The sequence below is a fragment of the Pseudomonas sp. p50(2008) genome, assembly GCF_015351605.1.
GTDB lineage: Bacteria > Pseudomonadota > Gammaproteobacteria > Pseudomonadales > Pseudomonadaceae > Aquipseudomonas.
Genome location: NZ_JACMYF010000005.1, coordinates 442834 through 462928, shown reverse-complemented (window position 1 = coordinate 462928; position 20095 = coordinate 442834). Strand labels below are relative to the sequence as shown.

At 57.7% G+C, this 20095-nt stretch carries 19 protein-coding genes and 2 pseudogenes; 12 read left to right on the top strand and 9 right to left on the bottom strand.

What is annotated here, in order from left to right:
* Positions 1-152: 152 nt before the first annotated feature.
* The 3 genes from xylB (at position 153) to H7698_RS16780 (ending at position 3180) form a co-directional block, all read left to right on the top strand.
* Positions 153-1649 carry a xylulokinase gene (gene xylB, locus H7698_RS16790; protein ID WP_194692164.1) on the top strand — a complete coding sequence of 499 codons (1497 nt, stop codon included), beginning with the start codon at positions 153-155 and terminating at the stop codon, positions 1647-1649.
* Between the two features lie 13 nt (positions 1650-1662).
* Entirely contained in the window at positions 1663-2604 is a 942-nt protein-coding gene (locus H7698_RS16785) for a carbohydrate kinase family protein (protein WP_194692235.1), read from the top strand.
* Between the two features lie 309 nt (positions 2605-2913).
* On the top strand, positions 2914-3180 hold the full coding sequence (locus H7698_RS16780) for a DUF2790 domain-containing protein (RefSeq protein WP_194692163.1): 267 nt from the start codon (positions 2914-2916) through the stop codon (positions 3178-3180).
* Positions 3181-3240: 60 nt separating this feature from the next.
* Here H7698_RS16780 and H7698_RS16775 read toward each other — a convergent pair whose 3' ends face one another.
* Positions 3241-3510, bottom strand: a complete 270-nt coding sequence (locus H7698_RS16775; RefSeq protein WP_162438220.1) for a DUF1652 domain-containing protein — start codon at positions 3508-3510, stop codon at positions 3241-3243.
* Positions 3511-3814: 304 nt separating this feature from the next.
* Between H7698_RS16775 and eco the strand changes: the two genes are divergently transcribed.
* Complete coding sequence (gene eco / locus H7698_RS16770; RefSeq protein WP_194692162.1) at positions 3815-4297, top strand: serine protease inhibitor ecotin; 483 nt, start codon at positions 3815-3817, stop codon at positions 4295-4297.
* A 26-nt stretch (positions 4298-4323) separates the two neighbouring features.
* Here the strand turns inward: eco and ilvA are convergent.
* The 3 genes and pseudogenes from ilvA to H7698_RS16755 form a co-directional block, all read right to left on the bottom strand.
* A pseudogene (ilvA, locus tag H7698_RS16765) lies at positions 4324-5319 on the bottom strand (threonine ammonia-lyase, biosynthetic); the annotation flags it as partial.
* Between the two features lie 417 nt (positions 5320-5736).
* The gene (locus H7698_RS16760; protein WP_194692160.1) at positions 5737-6888 is read right to left on the bottom strand and encodes a PQQ-dependent sugar dehydrogenase; all 1152 of its coding nucleotides are present in this window, start codon (positions 6886-6888) and stop codon (positions 5737-5739) included.
* 50 nt (positions 6889-6938) lie between these two features.
* Entirely contained in the window at positions 6939-7292 is a 354-nt protein-coding gene (locus tag H7698_RS16755) for a hypothetical protein (RefSeq protein ID WP_194692159.1), read from the bottom strand.
* Between the two features lie 205 nt (positions 7293-7497).
* Here H7698_RS16755 and ku point away from each other — a divergent pair, with 205 nt between their 5' ends.
* Entirely contained in the window at positions 7498-8370 is an 873-nt protein-coding gene (ku, locus tag H7698_RS16750; protein WP_162438190.1) for a non-homologous end joining protein Ku, read from the top strand.
* A gap of 192 nt (positions 8371-8562) precedes the next feature.
* Here ku and lpxO read toward each other — a convergent pair whose 3' ends face one another.
* Positions 8563-9462 (bottom strand): lipid A hydroxylase LpxO, encoded by a 900-nt coding sequence (gene lpxO / locus H7698_RS16745; RefSeq protein WP_194692158.1) that lies wholly within the window; start codon positions 9460-9462, stop codon positions 8563-8565.
* A 410-nt stretch (positions 9463-9872) separates the two neighbouring features.
* Between lpxO and H7698_RS16740 the strand changes: the two genes are divergently transcribed.
* The 3 genes from H7698_RS16740 (at position 9873) to H7698_RS16730 (ending at position 13550) form a co-directional block, all read left to right on the top strand.
* Positions 9873-11462 carry an ABC-F family ATPase gene (locus H7698_RS16740; RefSeq protein WP_010460520.1) on the top strand — a complete coding sequence of 530 codons (1590 nt, stop codon included), beginning with the start codon at positions 9873-9875 and terminating at the stop codon, positions 11460-11462.
* 297 nt (positions 11463-11759) lie between these two features.
* Entirely contained in the window at positions 11760-12956 is a 1197-nt protein-coding gene (locus H7698_RS16735) for an MFS transporter (protein ID WP_194692157.1), read from the top strand.
* 159 nt (positions 12957-13115) lie between these two features.
* Positions 13116-13550, top strand: coding sequence for a tail fiber domain-containing protein (locus H7698_RS16730; protein ID WP_235992882.1), 435 nt, complete (start codon positions 13116-13118; stop codon positions 13548-13550).
* 25 nt (positions 13551-13575) lie between these two features.
* Here H7698_RS16730 and H7698_RS16725 read toward each other — a convergent pair whose 3' ends face one another.
* Together H7698_RS16725 and H7698_RS16720 are read right to left on the bottom strand one after the other, a co-directional pair.
* Positions 13576-14613 carry an alpha/beta hydrolase family protein gene (locus H7698_RS16725; protein WP_194692156.1) on the bottom strand — a complete coding sequence of 346 codons (1038 nt, stop codon included), beginning with the start codon at positions 14611-14613 and terminating at the stop codon, positions 13576-13578.
* Positions 14614-14790: 177 nt separating this feature from the next.
* Complete coding sequence (locus H7698_RS16720; protein ID WP_194692155.1) at positions 14791-15402, bottom strand: FMN-dependent NADH-azoreductase; 612 nt, start codon at positions 15400-15402, stop codon at positions 14791-14793.
* 129 nt (positions 15403-15531) lie between these two features.
* Between H7698_RS16720 and H7698_RS16715 the strand changes: the two genes are divergently transcribed.
* Positions 15532-16440: a LysR substrate-binding domain-containing protein gene (locus tag H7698_RS16715; RefSeq protein WP_194692154.1), complete on the top strand. Its 909-nt coding sequence runs from the start codon at positions 15532-15534 to the stop codon at positions 16438-16440.
* Complete coding sequence (locus H7698_RS16710) at positions 16437-16796, top strand: MmcQ/YjbR family DNA-binding protein (protein ID WP_194692153.1); 360 nt, start codon at positions 16437-16439, stop codon at positions 16794-16796. The genes H7698_RS16715 and H7698_RS16710 overlap by 4 nt, the downstream gene beginning before the upstream one ends.
* Positions 16797-16811: 15 nt before the next feature.
* On the opposite strand, the gene H7698_RS16705 is transcribed toward H7698_RS16710, so the two are convergent.
* Together H7698_RS16705 and H7698_RS16700 are read right to left on the bottom strand one after the other, a co-directional pair.
* The gene (locus H7698_RS16705; RefSeq protein WP_194692152.1) at positions 16812-17240 is read right to left on the bottom strand and encodes a DUF1294 domain-containing protein; all 429 of its coding nucleotides are present in this window, start codon (positions 17238-17240) and stop codon (positions 16812-16814) included.
* Complete coding sequence (locus tag H7698_RS16700; protein ID WP_162438182.1) at positions 17237-18067, bottom strand: undecaprenyl-diphosphate phosphatase; 831 nt, start codon at positions 18065-18067, stop codon at positions 17237-17239. The genes H7698_RS16705 and H7698_RS16700 overlap by 4 nt, the downstream gene beginning before the upstream one ends.
* A gap of 289 nt (positions 18068-18356) precedes the next feature.
* On the opposite strand from H7698_RS16700, the pseudogene H7698_RS31910 reads away from it, so the two are divergent.
* Together H7698_RS31910 and H7698_RS31905 are read left to right on the top strand one after the other, a co-directional pair.
* A pseudogene (locus H7698_RS31910) lies at positions 18357-19085 on the top strand (cache domain-containing protein); the annotation flags it as partial.
* 171 nt (positions 19086-19256) lie between these two features.
* Positions 19257-19991, top strand: coding sequence for a methyl-accepting chemotaxis protein (locus H7698_RS31905; protein ID WP_442966300.1), 735 nt, complete (start codon positions 19257-19259; stop codon positions 19989-19991).
* Positions 19992-20095: the final 104 nt, after the last annotated feature.

The window sequence follows — 20095 nt, the reverse complement described above, 5'->3', positions numbered from 1 at the left end:
GCAAGCCCGCTCCCACGGGGTTAAATGTCGTTCACACACCTGTGTTACATCCCCGAACACTGTGGGAGCGGGCTTGCCCGCGAAGGCGGACTAGCAGGCAACTTATAGGCTGAATGTGTATTCATATCGAACTGAAGACCCAAGGATCTCCCATGGCAAACCAACACCTGTTCCTGGGCATCGACTGCGGCACCCAAGGCACCAAAGCCATCATCCTCGACGCTGTCAGTGGTCAGGTCATAGGCCAGGGAGCCGCTCCGCACACGCTGATCAGCGGCGCCAATGGCCGGCGTGAACAAGACACACATGAATGGACCGAGGCCTTTTGCCTGGCGACTCGCCGTGCGCTGCTCGCGGCCAATGTCGACGGTCAGGACATCCTCGGCATCGGTGTTTCCGGGCAGCAACATGGCCTGGTCCTGCTCGACCATCAAGGTCAGGTGCTGCGTCCGGCCAAGTTGTGGTGTGACACCGAATCCACCCCGCAGAATGAACGCCTGCTGGCTCATCTGGGCGGTGAAGAAGGCTCCCTGGAACGTCTCGGCATTGTCATCGCACCCGGCTACACCGTTTCCAAACTGCTCTGGACCAAGGAACAGCACCCACAGATATTCGCCCGAATCGCACGCATCCTGTTGCCCCATGACTACCTTAATTACTGGCTCACTGGCCGCAGTTGCAGCGAATACGGCGACGCATCCGGCACCGGCTACTTTAACGTGCGCACCCGTCAGTGGGATTTGCAGCTGCTGCGCGACATTGATCCCACCGGACGTTTGCAAGCCGCACTGCCGGAGTTGATAGACGCTCATGAAGCGGTCGGTACCGTCCTTGGGAGCATCGCAGAGCGCCTGGGCATCAACCCGAAAGCAACAGTCTCCAGCGGCGGCGGTGACAACATGATGGGTGCCATTGGCACCGGCAACATCAAGCCCGGCGCCATCACCATGAGCCTGGGGTCTTCGGGGACGGTTTACGCTTACGCCGATCAGCCGAAAGTCAGCAAGGATGCGTCGGTGGCGACGTTCTGCTCCTCGACCGGTGGGTGGTTGCCACTGATTTGCACCATGAACCTGACCAACGCCACTGGGGTGATTCGTGAGCTGTTCGACCTGACTATCGAGCAGTTCAACGAACAAATTGCACAAGCTCCGATCGGCGCCGATGGCATTTGCATGCTGCCGTTTCTCAACGGCGAACGGGTGCCCGCCCTGCCCCACGCCACCGGTAGCCTGCTGGGGCTGACCATGACCAACCTGACCCAGGCCAATCTGTGTCGCGCCGTTGTCGAAGGCACCACCTTTGGTTTGCGCTACGGGCTGGACCTGTTACGCCACAATGGCTTAAAAAGCCTGCGCATCTGCCTGATCGGCGGCGGCTCGAAAAGCCCGGTTTGGCGGCAGATGGTCGCCGATATCATGAACACGCCAGTGATCTGCACCGAGCAAAGTGAAGCCGCAGCGCTCGGCGCGGCGATTCAGGCGGCTTGGTGCACGTCCTGGGCAACTGGACACGAGGACAGCCTGGCGGATCTGTGCGAGCGCTGTGTAAAGCTCGACCTGGCCAGCGAAACCCTGCCGATTGCCGCCAATGTGGCAGCGTTCGAGCAGGCTTATGAGCGCTATCAACGGCATGTCGCAACACTTTAAAGAGCGAACAATTATGTATCTGGTGTGTGGTGAAGCGCTGTTCGATTTCTTCAGCGAAGACGATGCCAGCGGTCTGGCTTCTAGGGTTAATTTCAAGGCCATCGCTGGCGGCTCGCCGTTCAACGTGGCGGTAGGCTTGCGCCGTTTAGGCGCGGAAGCCGCGCTGTTTGCTGGGTTGTCCACCGACTATCTGGGCAGGCGCCTGCAGCAAGTACTGCGAGACGAAGGGGTGCGCCCGGATTTTTTGGTGGATTTCGCCGCACCGACCACCCTGGCGATGGTGGCAGTGGGTGCAAACGGCTCGCCTCACTACAGCTTTCGGGGTGAAGGCTGTGCGGATCGACAATTGAAACTGGAACACTTGCCGCCCTTGGGATCTGAGGTGAAGGGATTGCACGTTGGCTCGTTCTCGCTGGTGGTGCAGCCGATTGCCGACACGCTGCTGGCGCTGGTGCAGCGTGAAAGTGGCAAGCGTCTGATCAGCCTGGACCCGAATGTGCGGCTGAATCCTGAGCCCGACATTGAGCTGTGGCGTTCTCGCATCGCGACGTTGGTCGAGCTTGCCGACCTGATCAAGGTCAGCGACGAAGACCTGAGCCTGTTGTACCCCGAACAAGACCCGCAACGGGTGATCGAGGGCTGGCTGGAACATCGCTGCCAGCTGGTGTTCCTGACGCGCGGAGGCGAAGGCGCGACGGTGTTCAGTCGGCAGCACGGTTCATGGTCGGTGGCGGCGCGCCCGGTGGACATTGCTGACACGGTGGGCGCAGGCGACACCTTTCAGGCCGCGTTGATTGCGTGGCTGACCGAGCAGCAGATGGATTCGGTGGAGGGGGTGCAGCGGCTGGCGCGTGAGCAGATTGAGGCGATGCTGAAATTTGCAGTGCAAGCAGCAGCGTTGACCTGCAGCAAGACGGGGCCGGATCTGCCGTATCGGCATCAATTGGATCTTTGATGAAGCCATGGCCTCATCGCGAGCAAGCTCGCTCCCTCATTCGGTGTGTGTCGGCCAAAAGCTCGATATAACCTCAAACCCTTGTAGGAGTGAGCCTGCTCGCGATAGCGGATTATCAGGCGGTAGCAATGTTGAATATCTATCCCTTTCTACCAGCCGACAGGCGGCGCTCAAGCAGGTTAACCATCCCTTAACACTGCGGTCCAAAACTTTACTGGACCGCACGCCCTCAGACTTCTCTGACGCCCAGTGCGGCAGGCCCGACGATCGTCTCGTCGAGTTGACAGCCTTCTGCATTGGAGAAAGTTCATGAACGTGCGCACTGTACTGCTCGCTTCTTCCCTCGCCTTCACGGCATTTACCGGAATCGCAAACGCCAGCGACCCCGCGCAGACGCAAGCCGTGCCCTATCACTATGGAATGCCATTGCACGTGTCCAAGGTGGTCGCCTTGACCGAACCTTCGACACTGGACTGCAAAGTGGTGACGGCGGAAATGAAATACATCGACAACACGGGCAAACCCGCAGAAATCACCTATCGCAAATTATCCGATGCGTGCAGCTATCAGAATTGAAGCAATGTCTGGCCTGGTTGCCAGGCCAGACATTGAGGTGTGGGATTCTACGGCGAGCAACTACAGGGCTTTTCGATCGGGATGGAGTGTCTGAAGATGCGTTCGATGGTCAATGTCCGAACGCAACCCCGCGATCAGGTCATTGATCTCCCGGCTCCCATTGAGTTGCTTGGCGTCTATTCCGGTTTTACACAAATCAAGCTGATCCGTCGCACCGTCGGAATAGACTTTTATGGTCATCGAAAGATCGGGTGTCAGCGTGCATTGGCAGCGTCTCGGCAGAAAGCTACTTTCAATAATGTTACGAAGTTCCAAGGCAGACAAAAACATGGCGACCCTCTCCTTAATTTTGAGATAGCCAATCAAACTCGACACCGACTCAATAAACTGCACGGTCGGCTTAGGAGCAGATACAGCATAATTCATGCCTTGAAGTTCGCCGTGCAGCTCATCGGCAAATCAATGCGTTAGCGACCCGACTGAAAAAAGCCTCATGCAATTTGCAAGAAACCCAGTTTGGGCACATGCAAAACGCAACCCTCTCATAACAGGTTTGCTATAAGCGGCAACGAAAGCAAGAATGCGGGGAATACATCCAGTATCCGCTCACCCCACTCACAAGCAAGGAGGCATCATGGGTTCTGTGACCTTTAACACGACCGTCGGGCTAATAATTGCCGGGCTGTCCACCGTTGTACACGCTGCCAAACTCGAAGAAGTCGCGCCGTTCCCGAAACCTGAACAGGGTTTCACCCGGCAGGTCATTCATCTCCCGTCCCAACCTCAGGAAGAGAACTTCCAGGTTGAAATCCTCGCCGGCAAGACGCTGACGGTGGACTGCAATCGTCAGCGCCTAGGCGGCATTCTTGAGGAGAAGAATCTTGAAGGATGGGGTTATCCGTTTTACCGACTCGAAAAAGTCATCGGCCCGATGAGCACGATGATGGCCTGTCCGGATGGCAAGTCGAAACAAGACTTTGTACCGGTCGTAGGCGATGGATTCCTCCTGCGGTACAACAGCAAGCTGCCTATCGTGCTCTACGTGCCTGAAGACGTCGACGTCCGCTATCGGGTCTGGTCTGCATCGAGCAAAGTCGAAAAAGCCGTTCAAGAGTAAAGGTCGCCTCAGGCCGGAGCGCCGTTCAACGCGGCGCGTTCGGCCACATGCCGCAAACTGTCAAAATTGATGTTGGCGCCGGAGTCGATGGCGATCAGCGTCTGTCCTTTTGCTCGTGTCTGCGCCACGTACTTCTTGATACCGGCCACCGCCAGCGCACCGGAAGGTTCGGTGATCGAGCGGGTATCGTCGTAGATGTTCTTGATCGCGGCGCAGAGTTCATCGTTGCTGACGGTGATGACTTCATCGACACAAAACCGGCAAACCTCGAATCCATAAGCGCCGATCTGCGCCACGGCCACGCCATCGGCAAAGGTGCCAACGCTCGGTAGCACCACACGTGTGCCCGCGCTTAATGCCGCGGCCAAACACGCAGAATGTTCGGATTCGACACCGATGATGCGCACTTCGGGTCGCAGGTATTTCACATACGCCGCGATCCCGGCGATCAACCCTCCACCGCCTACCGGAACGAATATCGGGTCCAGCGGACCCTGATGCTGGCGAAGGATTTCCATGGCAACCGTGCCCTGTCCGGCAATCACGTCCGGGTCGTCGAAGGGTGAAACGAAGGTGCGCCCGGCTTCCTCCGCCAATTGCAACGCGTGGGCCAGGGCAAATGGAAAACTTTCCCCGTGTAACACCACCTCCGCTGCTCGACTGCGCACGCCAAGCACCTTTAACTCCGGGGTTTTGCAGGGCATCACGATGGTCGCTGCGATTCCCAGCTCAAGCGCCGCCAGTGCAACGCCCTGAGCATGATTGCCGGCAGAGGCGGTGATCACTCCCCGAGCCTTTTGCTCATCACTCAACTGCACCAGCTTGTTATAGGCACCGCGAATCTTGAAGGAGAAGGTCGGTTGCAGGTCCTCCCGCTTGAGCAGGACCTGATTGCCCAGCGCTGCGGATAGAGCCGGGGCGACTTGCAAGGGTGTTCGCACAGCCAGCTCGTAGACGGGCGCGGCGAGGATCTTTTTTACGTAGCGCTCAAGCAGGGTTTGCTGGCAGGGAGTGCTGTTCATTGTTATCTCCTGTGGTACACAGGCCGGCGTAGGAGCGGCAGTTCCTACACCGACCGTGTTGATTCAAAACCCAGGAGACAGACAGTAAAAACCCGCCTCTAGGGCGGGTTGGGTGCTGCAGTCGTGAGCTAGCCCGCCAAATAAGGAATGGCGGTAATAATGCTTGGCTGGCAACGCAATACGGTAAAAGTCATGTACGGAAATTAGCTGCCCGCTGATGGCAAGTCAATGGCCGATTCAATCTCGGTTAAACGCCGAACCTTGGAGCAGCTGGCGAAGCCTGTGGCGAGGGGATTTATCCCCGTTCGATTGCGAAGCAGTCGTAAAGTTTTGGGGCCGCTGCGCGACCCAGCGGGGATAAATCCCCTCGCCACACCTCAGCCGGACGCCTGCTGCTACAAAGTTCGTTATGCAGGGTTACTTCAATCCAACCTTATACAGCGCTCCATCGCTTTCATCGGTCAGTACATACAGATAACCGTCGGGCCCCTGCCGCACATCACGAATGCGCTTGTTAAGCTCCCCCATCAACCGTTCTTCGTGAACGACCCGGTCGCCATCGAATTGCAGCCGGATTAGCTCCTGAGTCACCAGCGCTCCGATAAACACGTTGTGCTGCCAGACCTTGAAACGGTCGGCGTCGTAGAACGCCATACCGCTGAGACCCGGGGATTTTTCCCAGACATGGTGCGGCGCCACGGTGCCTTCAGTGGCCTTGCCCTTGGATTCCGGAATCGGCTGGCCTGAATAGTTGATACCGTGGGTTGCCATCGGCCAGCCGTAATTCTTGCCGCGCTCGATGATGTTGATCTCGTCACCGCCCCGTGGCCCATGCTCGTTCTCCCACAGGACGCCCGTCCAGGGATTGAGCGCAGCGCCTTGCGGATTGCGCTGGCCATAGGACCAGATTTCCGGGCGAACGCCAGATTGCCCGACAAAGGGGTTGTCGTCCGGCACCTTGCCATCCGGGTAGATTCGCACCACTTTGCCTTGCAGCTTATCGAGGTCCTGGGCCGTTGCCCGGTCGTTGTTCTCACCCAGGGTGATGAACAAATAACCGTCACGGTCGAACACCAGTCGCGAACCAAAGTGGTTGCCCACCGACAGCTTTGGCTCCTGGCGGAAGATCACTTTGAAGTTCTTCAGGGTAGTCAGGTCCTCGGAGAGTTGACCGCGACCAACCGCCGTCCCGGCCTTGTCACCCTCACCCCCGCCTTCTGCATACGACAGGTAGACCGTGCGGTCTTGCTTGAAGTCAGGTGACAGCACCACATCCAGCAAGCCGCCCTGCCCCTTGGCCCAGACTTTCGGAACGCCATTAATAGGGGACGAAAGTTTGCCATCGGCGCTGACGACCCGCAGGTTGCCGGGTCGCTCGGTCACCAGCATGCCTTGCCGATCCGGAAGAAAGGCCAGTGCCCAGGGATGATCCAGCCCTTGAGTGATGGTCGTGACTTCGAGTGTGCCTTGCTCGCTCTTCAGTTCCTGGGTCGGCGCCGCCATGACAGGCGATGCGGTGGTGAGTATCGCGCTGGCGCAAAATGTCGCCAGGAGGGTTTTTCGCAACATGCACAATTCCTTATGTCGTAAAAAAACTGGCAATACCTCAGCCCGGCCGTTCAGCGATTGCTGGTATCGGCATCCCGATACGGTGGGTTGGGTATGAATTTGGGTGGGCTGCCGGGCACGGTTCTATTCGGATAACCATTACCGATACCACCGTTATCCAGTGTCGGAGGACGCGGCACGGGCACGGTGTTGGGCCCGCGAATGACCGGTGCGGCAGGCTGTGTGCCTTGCATGCTATTGGGGTTGGCCCGTCGAATCGGGCTGTTGTAAGGATTGCTGGACGTACCCGTAGGGCTTTGGGCCAACAGCAGCGGTGACGAGGACAATGCGACGTCGGCCTGGGCCATATTGCCCAGCACGCCGCTCAACAACAGCAACGTGGCGCCAAACGCAATCGTGTTCATTGAGGTGAACCTCTCGACGTGTTCGTAGATAGGGTCTTCGATGTCACGCTACGCCCGGGGTTCTGTTTTGTTAACTAAAACCTCTTTCAGAACATGTAACACGAGTTGACGGTGTGATTGATCCGTAGACCGGCCGGGCTTCAACGCGCTGAAACTTTTGCTCAGCGTCACGGGTCACCTGAACATCACTCATGAGTAGACGACCATGGCACGGGCAATCTGGAAAGGCGCAATCAGTTTCGGGCTGGTGCATATCCCTGTAGCGCTGGTCTCGGCGACGTCTTCCCAGGGGGTGGATTTCGACTGGCTCGACAGTCGCAGCATGGATCCCGTGGGCTACAAACGCATTAATAAGGTCACGGGCAAGGAAGTGACCAAGGAGCACATTGTCAAAGGCGTGCAATACGAAAAGGGCCGTTATGTGGTCTTGAGCGAAGAAGAAATCAAGTCCGCGCACCCGTTGTCCACGCAGACCATCGACATTTTTTCCTTTGTCGACAGCGACCAGATTCCACTGCAGAACATCGACACGCCCTACTACCTGGCGCCCGATAAACGCGGTGGCAAGGTCTACGCATTGCTGCGCGAGACCCTCAGCAAAACCAACAAAGTGGCGCTCGCTCACGTGGTCCTGCACACCCGTCAGCATCTGGCGGCGCTGATGCCGCTTGAATCGGCGATGGTGTTGGTGATGTTGCGCTGGCCGGAAGAAGTACGCAGCCTCGACACCCTTGAATTAGGCAGCGAGGTCACTGAGCCGAAACTGGCCAAGGGTGAACTCGACATGGCCAAGCGCCTGGTCCAGGACATGAGCGGTGACTGGTCGCCCGAGGATTATCGCGACAGCTTCGAGGACAAGATCATGTCGTTGGTCGAGAAGAAAGCCAATGAAGGCAAGATCGAGGATGTGGAAACGGCGACGGGCGAGGAAGAGCGCAAGACAGCGGATGTGATCGATTTGACCGAGTTGCTAAAACGGAGCCTGGGTGGGAAAGCGGCGGCCAAGCCTGCCGCGAAATCGAAACCTGCCGCGAAGACCGCTACGGCGAAAAAAGCCACGAAGCGTTCCAGTGGCTGATTAATTCAAGCATCGCTATCAGGTTGTGGGTGATGTGACTGACGCCATCGCGAGCAAGCTCGGCTCCCACAGGTGACGGGTGTCTACTGTTAAAACCCGGTCAGCTGTGGGAGCCGAGCTTTAATAGTAGAAAACAGTCACCTGTGGGAGCCGAACTTGCTCGCGATGAGGTCAAGGGCCGCAACACATCAGTCAGATCAAGACAAACACCGCCAACAACCCACCCAGTACCGCCCACTTCTCCAGGTAATACAGCTTGCGGTTGCGCTTCTTCAGCGCCTTGCCTCGCAGTCGAATCTTGTAGATCCGGGCAAACAACCGGTTGATCCCGCCCGTTTTGTCGCCCGCATCATTCGGCGCGCCCGCGGCCGACATCACATGACGGCTGAACCAGCCATTGAACGCAGCGGCCCAGCGATACCTCATTGGCCGCTCGACATCGCAGAACAAGATAATGCGGTTCTGCTGGGTGGTGTTTTCGGCGTAATGAATGAACGTCTCGTCAAACATCACCGCTTCGCCATCGCGCCAGTGGTAGTTCTGACCGTCGACATTGATGTAGCAACCCGCATCATTGGGTGTTTCCAGTCCCAGGTGATAACGGTACGACCCGGCGTAGGGATCGCGATGGCGAACCAGTTTCGCGCCCGGTGGCAGCTCCGCGAACATCGCAGCCTTGATCGAACCGATGCTCTGTACCAGTTCGGTCGTGCGGGGACACAGTTTCATCGCTGAAGGATGACTGTCGCCATACCATTTGAGGTAGAAGCGTTTCCAGCCAGTCTTGAAGAACGAGTTGAAACCCACATCGTCGTATTGTTGGGAGCGCTTGATCTCCCCAGCCTTGATCAGGTTGCGCCCTTCTTCGCGAATCTCTTCCCAATGCGCCTGCAAAGGACTCAGATCAGGGAAATCGGCCGGATTGAGGTAAGGTTTGTTGGGGATTTTCGAACACAGGTAAAGGAAGCAATTGACCGGCGCCAGAAACGTTGAATGATCGCTCAGCTGGCGCCCCAACTTGTGGCGCACCCGCCCGCGCAGATGCACGTAGGCAATCGATAGCACGTAGATGGCAGCAATAATGAGTTTCACGGAATCGTCACACGCCAGAAGTGAACAAACGCAGTCCATGCCTGTCGGCATAGGCTGACAGGGCATTTTAGCCACGCCTTGTAACCAGTTGTTAGCATTGAGATGTGAAAATATGTCCGCTGATACCGCCAAAATACCCGTGCGGCCTCAACGCCCTATCGTTTAAAGAGCCAGACCAGTACAATCGCCGCCAAACATTACGCGCCCCCCTTGGTTGATGACGGGAATGAACCCCGCCTCAGCGCACTTAGACTCGGGCCAAGCGCTCCATATGCTGCTGTCCACTTATTGCCAGATGGACCTTCCGCTTCTGACCGGGATGTATGTCCCGTGGTTTGAATAACGGAAACGGGTACTGAATCGGTACTGCCGCAACCCTAGCTACTCTGAATGCTTCGCAGGAAAAACCTTTGATCTCTACAGCTAACATCACGATGCAGTTCGGCGCCAAGCCGCTATTCGAAAACGTTTCGGTCAAATTCGGCGCGGGCAACCGTTACGGCCTGATCGGCGCCAACGGTTGCGGCAAGTCGACCTTCATGAAAATCCTCGGTGGCGATCTCGAGCCATCCGGTGGCCAGGTCATGCTCGAGCCGAACGTGCGTCTGGGTAAATTGCGCCAGGACCAGTTCGCCTACGAAGAATTCACCGTGATCGACACCGTGATCATGGGTCACGAAGAGCTGTGGAAGGTGAAGGCCGAGCGCGACCGCATCTACTCGCTGCCGGAAATGACCGAAGAAGACGGCATGGCCGTAGCTGAGCTTGAAACCGAGTTCGCCGAAATGGACGGCTACACCGCCGAATCCCGTGCCGGTGAACTGCTGCTGGGCCTGGGTATCGGCATCGAGCAGCACTTCGGCCCGATGAGCGAAGTGTCTCCTGGCTGGAAACTGCGCGTATTGCTGGCTCAGGCACTGTTCTCCGATCCTGAAGTGCTGTTGCTCGACGAACCGACCAACCACCTGGACATCAACACCATCCGCTGGCTGGAAAACATCCTGACCCAGCGCTCCAGCCTGATGATCATCATCTCCCACGACCGTCACTTCCTGAACAGCGTGTGCACCCACATGGCTGACCTGGATTACGGCGAACTGCGTCTGTTCCCGGGCAACTACGACGAGTACATGACCGTGGCGACCCAGTCCCGCGAGCAATTGCTGTCGGACAACGCCAAGAAGAAAGCGCAGATTTCGGAACTGCAATCGTTCGTCAGCCGTTTCTCGGCCAACGCCTCGAAAGCCAAGCAAGCGACCTCCCGCGCCAAGGCGATCGACAAGATCCAGTTGGCCGAGGTCAAGCCTTCGAGCCGTGTGAGCCCGTTCATCCGTTTCGAACAAACCAAGAAGCTGCACCGTCAGGCGGTCATCGTCGAGCGCATGGCCAAAGGCTTCGACGGCAAGCCGCTGTTCAAGGATTTCAGCTTCCAGGTTGAAGCGGGCGAGCGCGTGGCGATCATCGGCCCGAACGGTATCGGTAAAACCACCCTGCTGCGCACCCTGGTCAACGAACTGACCCCGGATGCCGGCACCGTGAAGTGGACCGACGCCGCGGAACTGGGCTACTACGCCCAGGACCACGCACACGACTTCGAAGACGACTGCAACCTGTTCGACTGGATGGGCCAATGGACCCAGGGCGGCGAGCAAATCGTTCGTGGCACCCTCGGTCGCATGCTGTTCTCCAACGACGAGATCCTCAAGTCGGTCAAAGTGATCTCCGGTGGTGAACAAGGTCGCATGCTGTTCGGCAAGCTGATCCTGCAAAAGCCGAACGTGCTGATCATGGATGAACCGACCAACCACTTGGACATGGAATCCATCGAGGCACTGAACCTGGCGCTGGAGAACTACCCGGGCACGCTGATCTTCGTCAGCCACGACCGTGAGTTCGTATCGTCCCTGGCCACCCGCATCATCGAGTTGAGCCCAAGCGGCGTGATCGACTTCAGCGGGACGTATGACGACTACCTGCGTAGCCAGGGTGTGGTGTTTTAAGAACAGCGATTAGTTTCAAGCTTCAAGCGGCAAGTAAAAGCCCTGTCCTGGTGACAGGGCTTTTTGCGTTAAAGACTTCACAGAGTTGTGGTGAGGGGATTTATCGGAATGCCGCACCACCCCGTTCCAGTGCGTAGCGCTGGCCTGGATTCAAAGGGCCGCTGTGCGACCCGACCGGGATAAATCCTCTCGCCACAAAGCCTATCGAAATGCGATCAATATAGTTAGCCTGCTTTCTTTTATTTTACGCCCGCGCCATGATGCAGTTCTCCCACCGCCGCCCGCGAACGAGACCTCATGTCTGTGCAGCAACTGCCACCACAAAGCTCCATGGCGATCACCCTGCAGATCGTCTCTATCGTTTTCTATACCTTTATTGCATTCCTCTGCATCGGCCTGCCGATCGCGGTGTTGCCCGGTTATGTCCACGATCAACTGGGGTTCAGCGCCATCGTGGCGGGGTTGACCATCGGTTGCCAATACCTCGCCACCCTCCTCAGCCGGCCCATGGCCGGGCGCATGTCGGACACCGTCGGCACCAAACGGGCGATCGTCTACGGCTTGTCGGGGATTGTGTTGAGCGGCGCGCTGACCCTGCTGTCAACGCTGCTGCAAAGCATGCCGCTCCTGAGCCTGCTGATCCTGATCGTCGGTCGTTTGTTGCTGGGTATCGCTCAAGGCTTGATCGGCGTCGGCACCATCAGCTGGTGCATGGGACAGGTCGGCGCGGAACACACCGCGCGTTCGATTTCCTGGAACGGAATCGCGTCCTATGGCGCCATCGCCATTGGCGCACCGCTGGGCGTGGTGATGGTCAGCGAGCTGGGGTTTGCCAGCCTGGGGATCGCCTTGTCGTTAATGGCCGCGGGCGCACTGTTGCTGATTCGCAACAAACCTTCTGTGCCCGTCATTCGTGGCGAGCGTCTGCCGTTTTGGGCAGTCTTCGGGCGAATTGCGCCGTACGGTGCGAGCCTGAGCCTGGCGTCCATCGGATACGGCACGCTGACGACCTTTATTGCCCTGTATTACGTTAACCGAGGCTGGGCCGGTGCGGCGTATTGCCTGACCGTGTTTGGTGTCTGTTTCATTCTGGCGCGGATACTGTTTATTTCGAGCATCAACCGTTTTGGCGGGTTCACCTCGGCGATTGCCTGCATGTGCATTGAAACGGCGGGTCTGACGCTGCTGTGGCTGGCCCCCTCAACCGGTTATGCCCTGTTAGGCGCCGGTTTGACCGGGTTCGGCCTGTCGCTGGTGTACCCGGCGCTGGGCGTGGAGGCGATCAAGCAGGTGCCGAACACCAGTCGCGGTGCGGGGCTGAGTGCGTATGCGGTGTTTTTTGATCTGGCACTGGCGATTGCCGGGCCGCTGATGGGGGCGGTAGCGCTGAATCTGGGGTATTCGTGGATTTTCTTTACCGCTGCATTGCTGTCGGTGACCGGACTTGGTTTAACTTTGTTGCTGTCACGTAACGCCGCGCGGTCGCTTATTTGAATTCTGTTTAATTACACGGACTGTTGAAAATGAAATAATTTTAAATACATTCAATGCGCAATATTCCGAATCGATTAATGCAGAGTGCCATCGTTGTTTTAATTATTAACTTCGACAGAATCCACGCGCTGCAATTTTCAACACAATCGAAAATGGAAAATGAAAGAAATGCGCATATTGTCTCTTACCCTTCTCTCCCCGATGGTGCTACTCGCCTTTTTCTCTAGTGCACAGGCTGAAAACTCCGTTCAAGAGCAAATCTGCCATAACGGCAAGTGTTGGGATCTCGGCGACATTGGCAGTGAATGTTGCCCGTTCAGTGACGAGCGACTGAAAACAAAGGTCCAGCGCCTGGAAAATCCGACCGAGAACCTGCTCAAACTGAACGGTGTGACCTTCAACTGGAAAGAGAACGACCAAGCGGATATAGGCTTGATCGCTCAGAATGTGCAAACGGTTTACCCACAGTTAGTGCGTACTGAGGGGGGTCACCTGCAAGTGGATTACCAGAAACTAGTAGCACCTCTAATCGAATCGGTTCGCGAGTTGAATACCAGGGTTCAAACACTGGAAGCCGCTCTGGCTAACAAGTAAGCAAATGTATAAACCGTCGACACACTCATTGGTCGGCGGTTTGCATGCCCGCCCGGGTTGATTTGCCCAGCGCATGGGAGAAGAACCGCCCAGCTTCGGAAATCATATTGCGGTGAATGTCCTCACGATCCACGCCATCAGCATCGGTACACAGTGCCGGCATGGCCTGGATCTGTTCTTCATTGCAGGGCGCCATGAACACGAAGTGCCCTGCCCCTGCCAGCAACTTGAAGTCCGGCGCAATGGGCAGTTTGCGCGCCAGCGCTGCGGCATTTTTGTCGAAGGCCACCAGTTTGTCGCCGTCACCGCTGTAAAGCAGCACCGGCAGGTGCACATCGGCCAGGGTATGGCGACCGAACTTGAGGCTCAGTGGCGCCATCAGCAGCAAGGCATGCACACGGGGATCGGCTACCGGTTGCAAATCGTCACGATCAACAATCAGTTCGCCCTTGGTGTTGCAGGCATCGCGATCGTCCGGACGTTCCTGGCAATAACGGCGCAGGCGATCCAGATCAGGGGTTGCACCGGAGAGGATCAACGCTGTCTCACCGCCCGCCGAATAGCCAATTACACCCACCTGATCGGCATTGACGAACGGCGCCAGCATGGGATCGCCGAGGGTTGCGGTGATCGCTTCGGATATCTGGATCGGCCGGCCATAAAGGTTACTCAACGTGCCCAGGCGGCTGTGATCTTTGGAGTTGTCACCGGGATGGATCACTGCCACCACCACAAAACCCTTGCGCGCCAATGAAGTCATGAGGTCATGCAAGGCCAGCGGAGTGCCCGTATTACCGTGGGAAAGCATCAGCATCGGGAAACGGCCAATGGCGACCCGCGTATCTTCGCCTGCTTCGACGCTGTAGCCCTCAAGCTTGCTGGTGTGCTCCTTGTCGCTGGAGGGATAGAACGCAATGGCCCGCATGGGTTGCAGGTCCAGCGGATCGAGAAAACTCATCTCGTGGAAGCCGACGCTCCAGTGGGGATGAGGCGCAGGCGCGGCGTGCACTGAATTCAGGCTGCTGAGCAGGCAGATCAGTAATGTTGCACAAAGACGCACCATGGAACGCCACCTGTTACTTGACCAAAGACGATGCTGCTTGAGTGCATAAGCCAGGCCAAGTCCGACAATTACCCGACATAGCCGGAAACAAAAAACTCCGTACCTGGAGCTTGCGCTACCAGAATACAGAGTTTTCAGGGTGTTGCCTCAAGCTGTTTTGGCGTCTTTACGCAAGCCTTACGCGGCCGCGAACAACTGCTCGCTGATGTGCGTGTGCGCATCGTTCATCGCTTTGGTGCGCACTTCGTCACCGTAGGCCAGGCCTTCGGCGCGGACGAACTCGATATCGGTGATGCCGAGGAAGCCGAACACCAGCTTCAAGTATTCTTCGTGAGCCACACCGCTCGCTTGACCGGCGTGCAAACCACCGGATGTCGAGACGATGACCAGTTTCTTGCCGCCACAAAGACCTTCAGGGCCGGCTTCGGTGTAACGAAAGGTCTGACCGGCAACAGCGATGCGGTCGATCCAGGCCTTCAGTTGGGTCGGAATCGTGAAGTTGTACATCGGTGCAGCAACGACCACAGCATCGGCGGCGAGGAATTCAGCCAGCGTCTGCGCGCTCAGGTCAGCTTCGTGCTGTTGTGCGGCGTTGCGCAATTCGGCAGTCGTACCGGCGGCAACCAGTGTGGTGGAAGAAAAATGGCTGATGGCATCAGCGGCCAGGTCACGGTAGGTCACCACGGCGCTGGGGTCGGCCACTTGCCAGGCTTTGACGACTTCGCTGCTCAACTGACGGGAAGCCGAGTTGTCACCCAGAATGCTCGAATCGATATGCAAAAGTTTCATAAGAAGATCTCCAAGGTGAGGATCGCCAAGGGCGACCTGATGGAGAGAATCCTACCAATGAAACCAATAGCCCAGTAGTCGTCGATAATGCGATTATTCGTCTCACTGATAGAACAATCGGATATCGCCATGCAAGACCTCAACGATCTCTACTATTTTGCCAAAGTGGTCGAAGCCGGTGGCTTCGCCGCTGCGGGACGCTTGCTGGGGATTCCCAAGTCGCGGCTGTCACGGCGTATAGCCGAGCTCGAAGAACGCCTGGGCGCGCGATTGCTGCAACGCACTACCCGCCAGCTCAATCTGACTGCCGTGGGTGAGCGCTACCTGCGCCACTGTCAGGCGATGTTGCTGGAGGCCGAAATGGCCGACGAAGCCGTGGCCAGTATGTCCAGTGAACCTCGGGGACGCCTGCGGGTGTCGTGCCCGGTCGGCCTGGCGCACGAAATCCTGCCCGGGGTGATCAGCAGCTTCCTTGAGCGATTTCCTCAGGTGCAGCTCGAAGTCATGCTGCTGAACCGCCGCGTCGACCTGGTGACCGAAGGCATTGACGTGGCTTTGCGCGTGCGCGAACTGGGCGATGAAGACCCGCAGCTGGTCACCCGGCGCCTGCGCCAGGCGCAAACGGCGCTGGTGGCCAGCCCTGAGTTCCTGCTGGGACGTGAGATCAACCACCCTGACGATCTGAAAAGCCTGCCAGTTCTGGGAGCCCTCGAAGCCGACCGCATGATGCATATCCGACTGCTTGACGAACACGGCAAAAGCTACGAACTCACTCTGGAACCGCGCCTGGGCATCGACGATTTCATCGTGCGCAAGGCCTGCACCCTCGCGGGCCAGGGCTTTACCCTTCTACCGATGATGTTTTGCGAACAGGAACTCGAAGAGGGCTCGCTGGTTCGACTGCTGCCAGGCTGGTCGCTGCCCGGCGGCTGGCTACAGGCTGTCTATCCTCATCGACGCGGTGTAATGCCGGCCGTTCGCGCCTGGATGGACCATTTGATCGAATCATTCGACGCGTGTGGGGACCGACTGATATGAAAGCTCGACGGATGAGCGAAGAGGATGTCGCACAATTTTGCCTCGCCCTGCCCGGTGCGCGGGAGGATTACAAATGGGGTGGCGTGCGGGTGTTTTCGATTGCGGGAAACAAGATGTTTGCCCTGCAGGGCTTGAGAGGAGACTCGCTGGCCTTCAAGGTCGATAAAGATCTGTTTCTGGGGCACTGCGATCGACCGGGCATACACCCGGCACCTTATCTGGCGCGGGCCCAATGGATCATCATGGAGACGCCCTACCCGCTGGGCGCCGATGAGCTGCAAGGCTTGCTGCAACGTTCCCACCAACTGGTGGTGAGCAAGTTGCCCAAACGCACCCAGATCGGCCTGCTGCTTTAGTGCACGCGCTTACGCTTAGAAGAGCGCAAACACATGAGCGCCGAGGAACAACTGGTCAATCCAGAACACCTGATGCAGCAACACGATGGTCCAGAACAGGACCTGATAGGAAATCTTGCGGGTTTTGTGGCGAAACACTTGCTGCGCCACCAAAGCGCCCGGCCAACCGCCTGCCAGCTCTACCGCGTGCAGGACGTTCTCGGGCGTGCGCCAACGGGCGGTGCGCGCCTTGCGCTTGTCGCTCCAATAAAGGAAGAACGCCAGCACGCTGACGATCCCGTAAGCCGACAGGGGAATCAGCGAGATCCCCTGCAACCACATCGACAGTGAGCCCACCAACGGCAGCGCGCACACGATCGCAAACACCAGCCATTTCAGCCGCAGGTTCTGGATCTTGCCCCCAGAGTTACCTTCCGGGCGGTTGCGTGCGCTGCTGTCATTCATGGCTTGGCTGCGCTCCAGTCAACCCAGCCGAATTGCCAGGTGGCGAGGATCAGCAGACCGAATGCGATGCGATACCAGGCGAACACCGCATAGCTGTGGCTGGCGATGAACTTGAGCAAGCCACGCACGGCAATCATCGCGAAGATGAACGCAGTGACGAAGCCGACGGCAAACACCGGGAAATCCGCAGGCACGAACAAGTGCCGGTATTTGTACCCCGAGTAAACGGCCGCACCGACCATGGTCGGCATCGCCAGGAAGAACGAGAACTCCGTCGCAGTCTTGCGGGACAGCCCGAACAGCAAGCCACCGATAATTGTCGAGCCGGAGCGCGAAGTACCGGGAATCATCGCCAGGCACTGTGCGAAGCCGACTTTCAGGGCGTCTTTCCAGGTGATCTCGTCGACCGTCTCGGCGTGCACTTCATGCTCACGGCGCTCGGCCCACAACATGATGACCCCGCCGATAACCAGTGCCGTCGCCACGGTGATCGGGTTGAACAGATATTCTTTGATCATGTCAGCGAAGATCACGCCCAATACCACCGCCGGCATGAACGCAATCAACAGGTTGGCGGTAAACCGTCGAGCGCTGGGCTGGGTCGGCAGCCCGATGACCACGTCGAGGATCTTGCGGCGAAACTCCCACACCACCGCCAGGATTGCCCCGAGCTGAATAATGATGTTGAAGGCCATGGCCCGCTCACCACCGAAGTTGAGCAAGTCGGCCACAATAATCTGGTGGCCGGTACTGGAAATGGGCAAAAACTCCGTCAGCCCTTCTACAACGCCAAGTATCAATGCCTGAAAGGCGGTCCAAAGATCCATCAATCCCCCAAGAAGCGATGCACGCGGGCATGCCCCGTTAATATTTTTTCAGAACGTTTTTGCAATCAGCCTGGCTGTTGACCCCGCGCAAAAGTCTCCAGACGAAACCGTGAGAATCTCGTGAAAATTCAAGCTGGATTCAGGTTTTTCCGCGCGGGGCCGAAATCCTATCAGACAAGTCCCTTTTACGCTGCCGAGTATTGGGCTTGAGCCGCTACAGAAGACTCATCAAGCGTGACGGGATGCTGGCGATCCTTCATGACAAGAACAAAACCGGAGTGACAGCGTTATGAACAGCTTGCGCAATATGTCGATCAGCCGTCGTCTTTGGCTGATCCTGATCGTGGCCGTCATGATGTTGATGACGTTAGGCGTGTTGATGCTCAAGCAGATTCACGAAGACCTGTACCAAGCCAAAGCGCAGAAGACCCAGCACGTGGTGCAGACTGCCAGCGGGATCCTGAGCTATTACCATGAGCTGGAAACCGCCGGAACGCTGACCCGCGACGCTGCGCAGAAACAGGCACTAACTGCCGTTCGCGGTCTGCGTTACGACCAGAACGATTACTTCTGGATCAACGACCTGACCCCGGTCATGGTCATGCACCCGGCCAATCCGAAACTCGACGGGCAGAACCTGGCCGCCATCCGCGATCCGGACGGTTTTGCATTGTTTAATGAAATGGTCGCCGTGGCTAAATCCAAGGGAGCCGGCATCATCAACTATCGCTGGCCTAAACCGGGTGCCAGCGAGCCAGTGGAAAAGACCTCCTACGTCAAGTTGTTCGAACCTTGGGGCTGGGTGATCGGTTCAGGCATCTATATCGATGACATGCAGGACGAGTTCTACGTACAAGTCTGGAAGGCCTTGGCGTTGGGAGTGTTGATTGCATTGATCATGGCGGCGCTGGTGATGCTGATTGCACGCAGCATCGTTCGACCGTTGCAGGAAACCGTCAACGCCATGGCCAATATCGCCAGCGGCGAGAGCGACCTGACCCGCAGCCTCGACACGCATGGCCAGGATGAGGTCACGCAACTGGCGCGGCATTTCAACGCGTTTACCGCCAAGCTGCGCCTGGTGATCAGCCAGTTGCAGGTCTCTGCAAGCGCCTTGGGCGACTCCTCAAGTGAACTGGGGAACGACGCCGCCCAGGCGCAACAGCGCAGCCAACAGCAATCCCAGCAGATGGAACTGGTGGCCACCGCCATCAATGAAGTGACCTATGGGGTTCAGGACGTGGCCAAAAACGCCGAACACGCCGCGAGCGAAATGCGCGATGCCGAGTCCCAGGCGCAGCAAGGCCAGATCAACATCGATAGCAGCCTGCAGCAGATCGACAAGCTGTCGGGCACCATCGATCAGGCGGTGGACGTGATACGCACCCTGGCGGCCGAAAGCACGCAGATCGGTTCGGTGCTAGAGGTGATCCGCTCGATTGCCGAGCAGACCAACCTGCTGGCCCTCAACGCGGCCATTGAGGCAGCGCGAGCGGGAGAGCAAGGTCGCGGATTTGCAGTGGTCGCCGATGAAGTGCGGCTGCTGGCTCAGCGCACGCAAAAATCCACGGCCGAAATTCAGTCGATGATCGAGCGCCTGCAAAATCATTCGGAAGCGGCGGTCAAAGTGATCGGCGACAGCAGCCGCGCTTCGCAACTGACCATCGAACAGGCGGGCCTCGCTGGAGCCAGTCTGAGTGCGATTGGTCAGGCGTTACGCAACCTGAACGGGCTGAATGCCTCAATTGCCAGTGCCACCTTGCAGCAGGCGCACGTGGTGGAAGACATTAATCAGAACGTGACCCAGGCGGCCGGCTTGTCCCACAGCACCGCACTCGCGGCCGAACAGTCGAGCGTGGCGAGTGTTCGGTTGAAGGCGTTGAGTGTCGAACTGAACAGCTTGTTGAAGCAGTTTCGGGTGTAGGCCTCAGGGCAACACCCGCCCACCTTTTCCAGCTGCCGAGCCTGGTTCCTGTGGCAGCTGGCAAAACCCGGCCCCTGTGGCGAGGGGATTTATCCCCGTTGGGC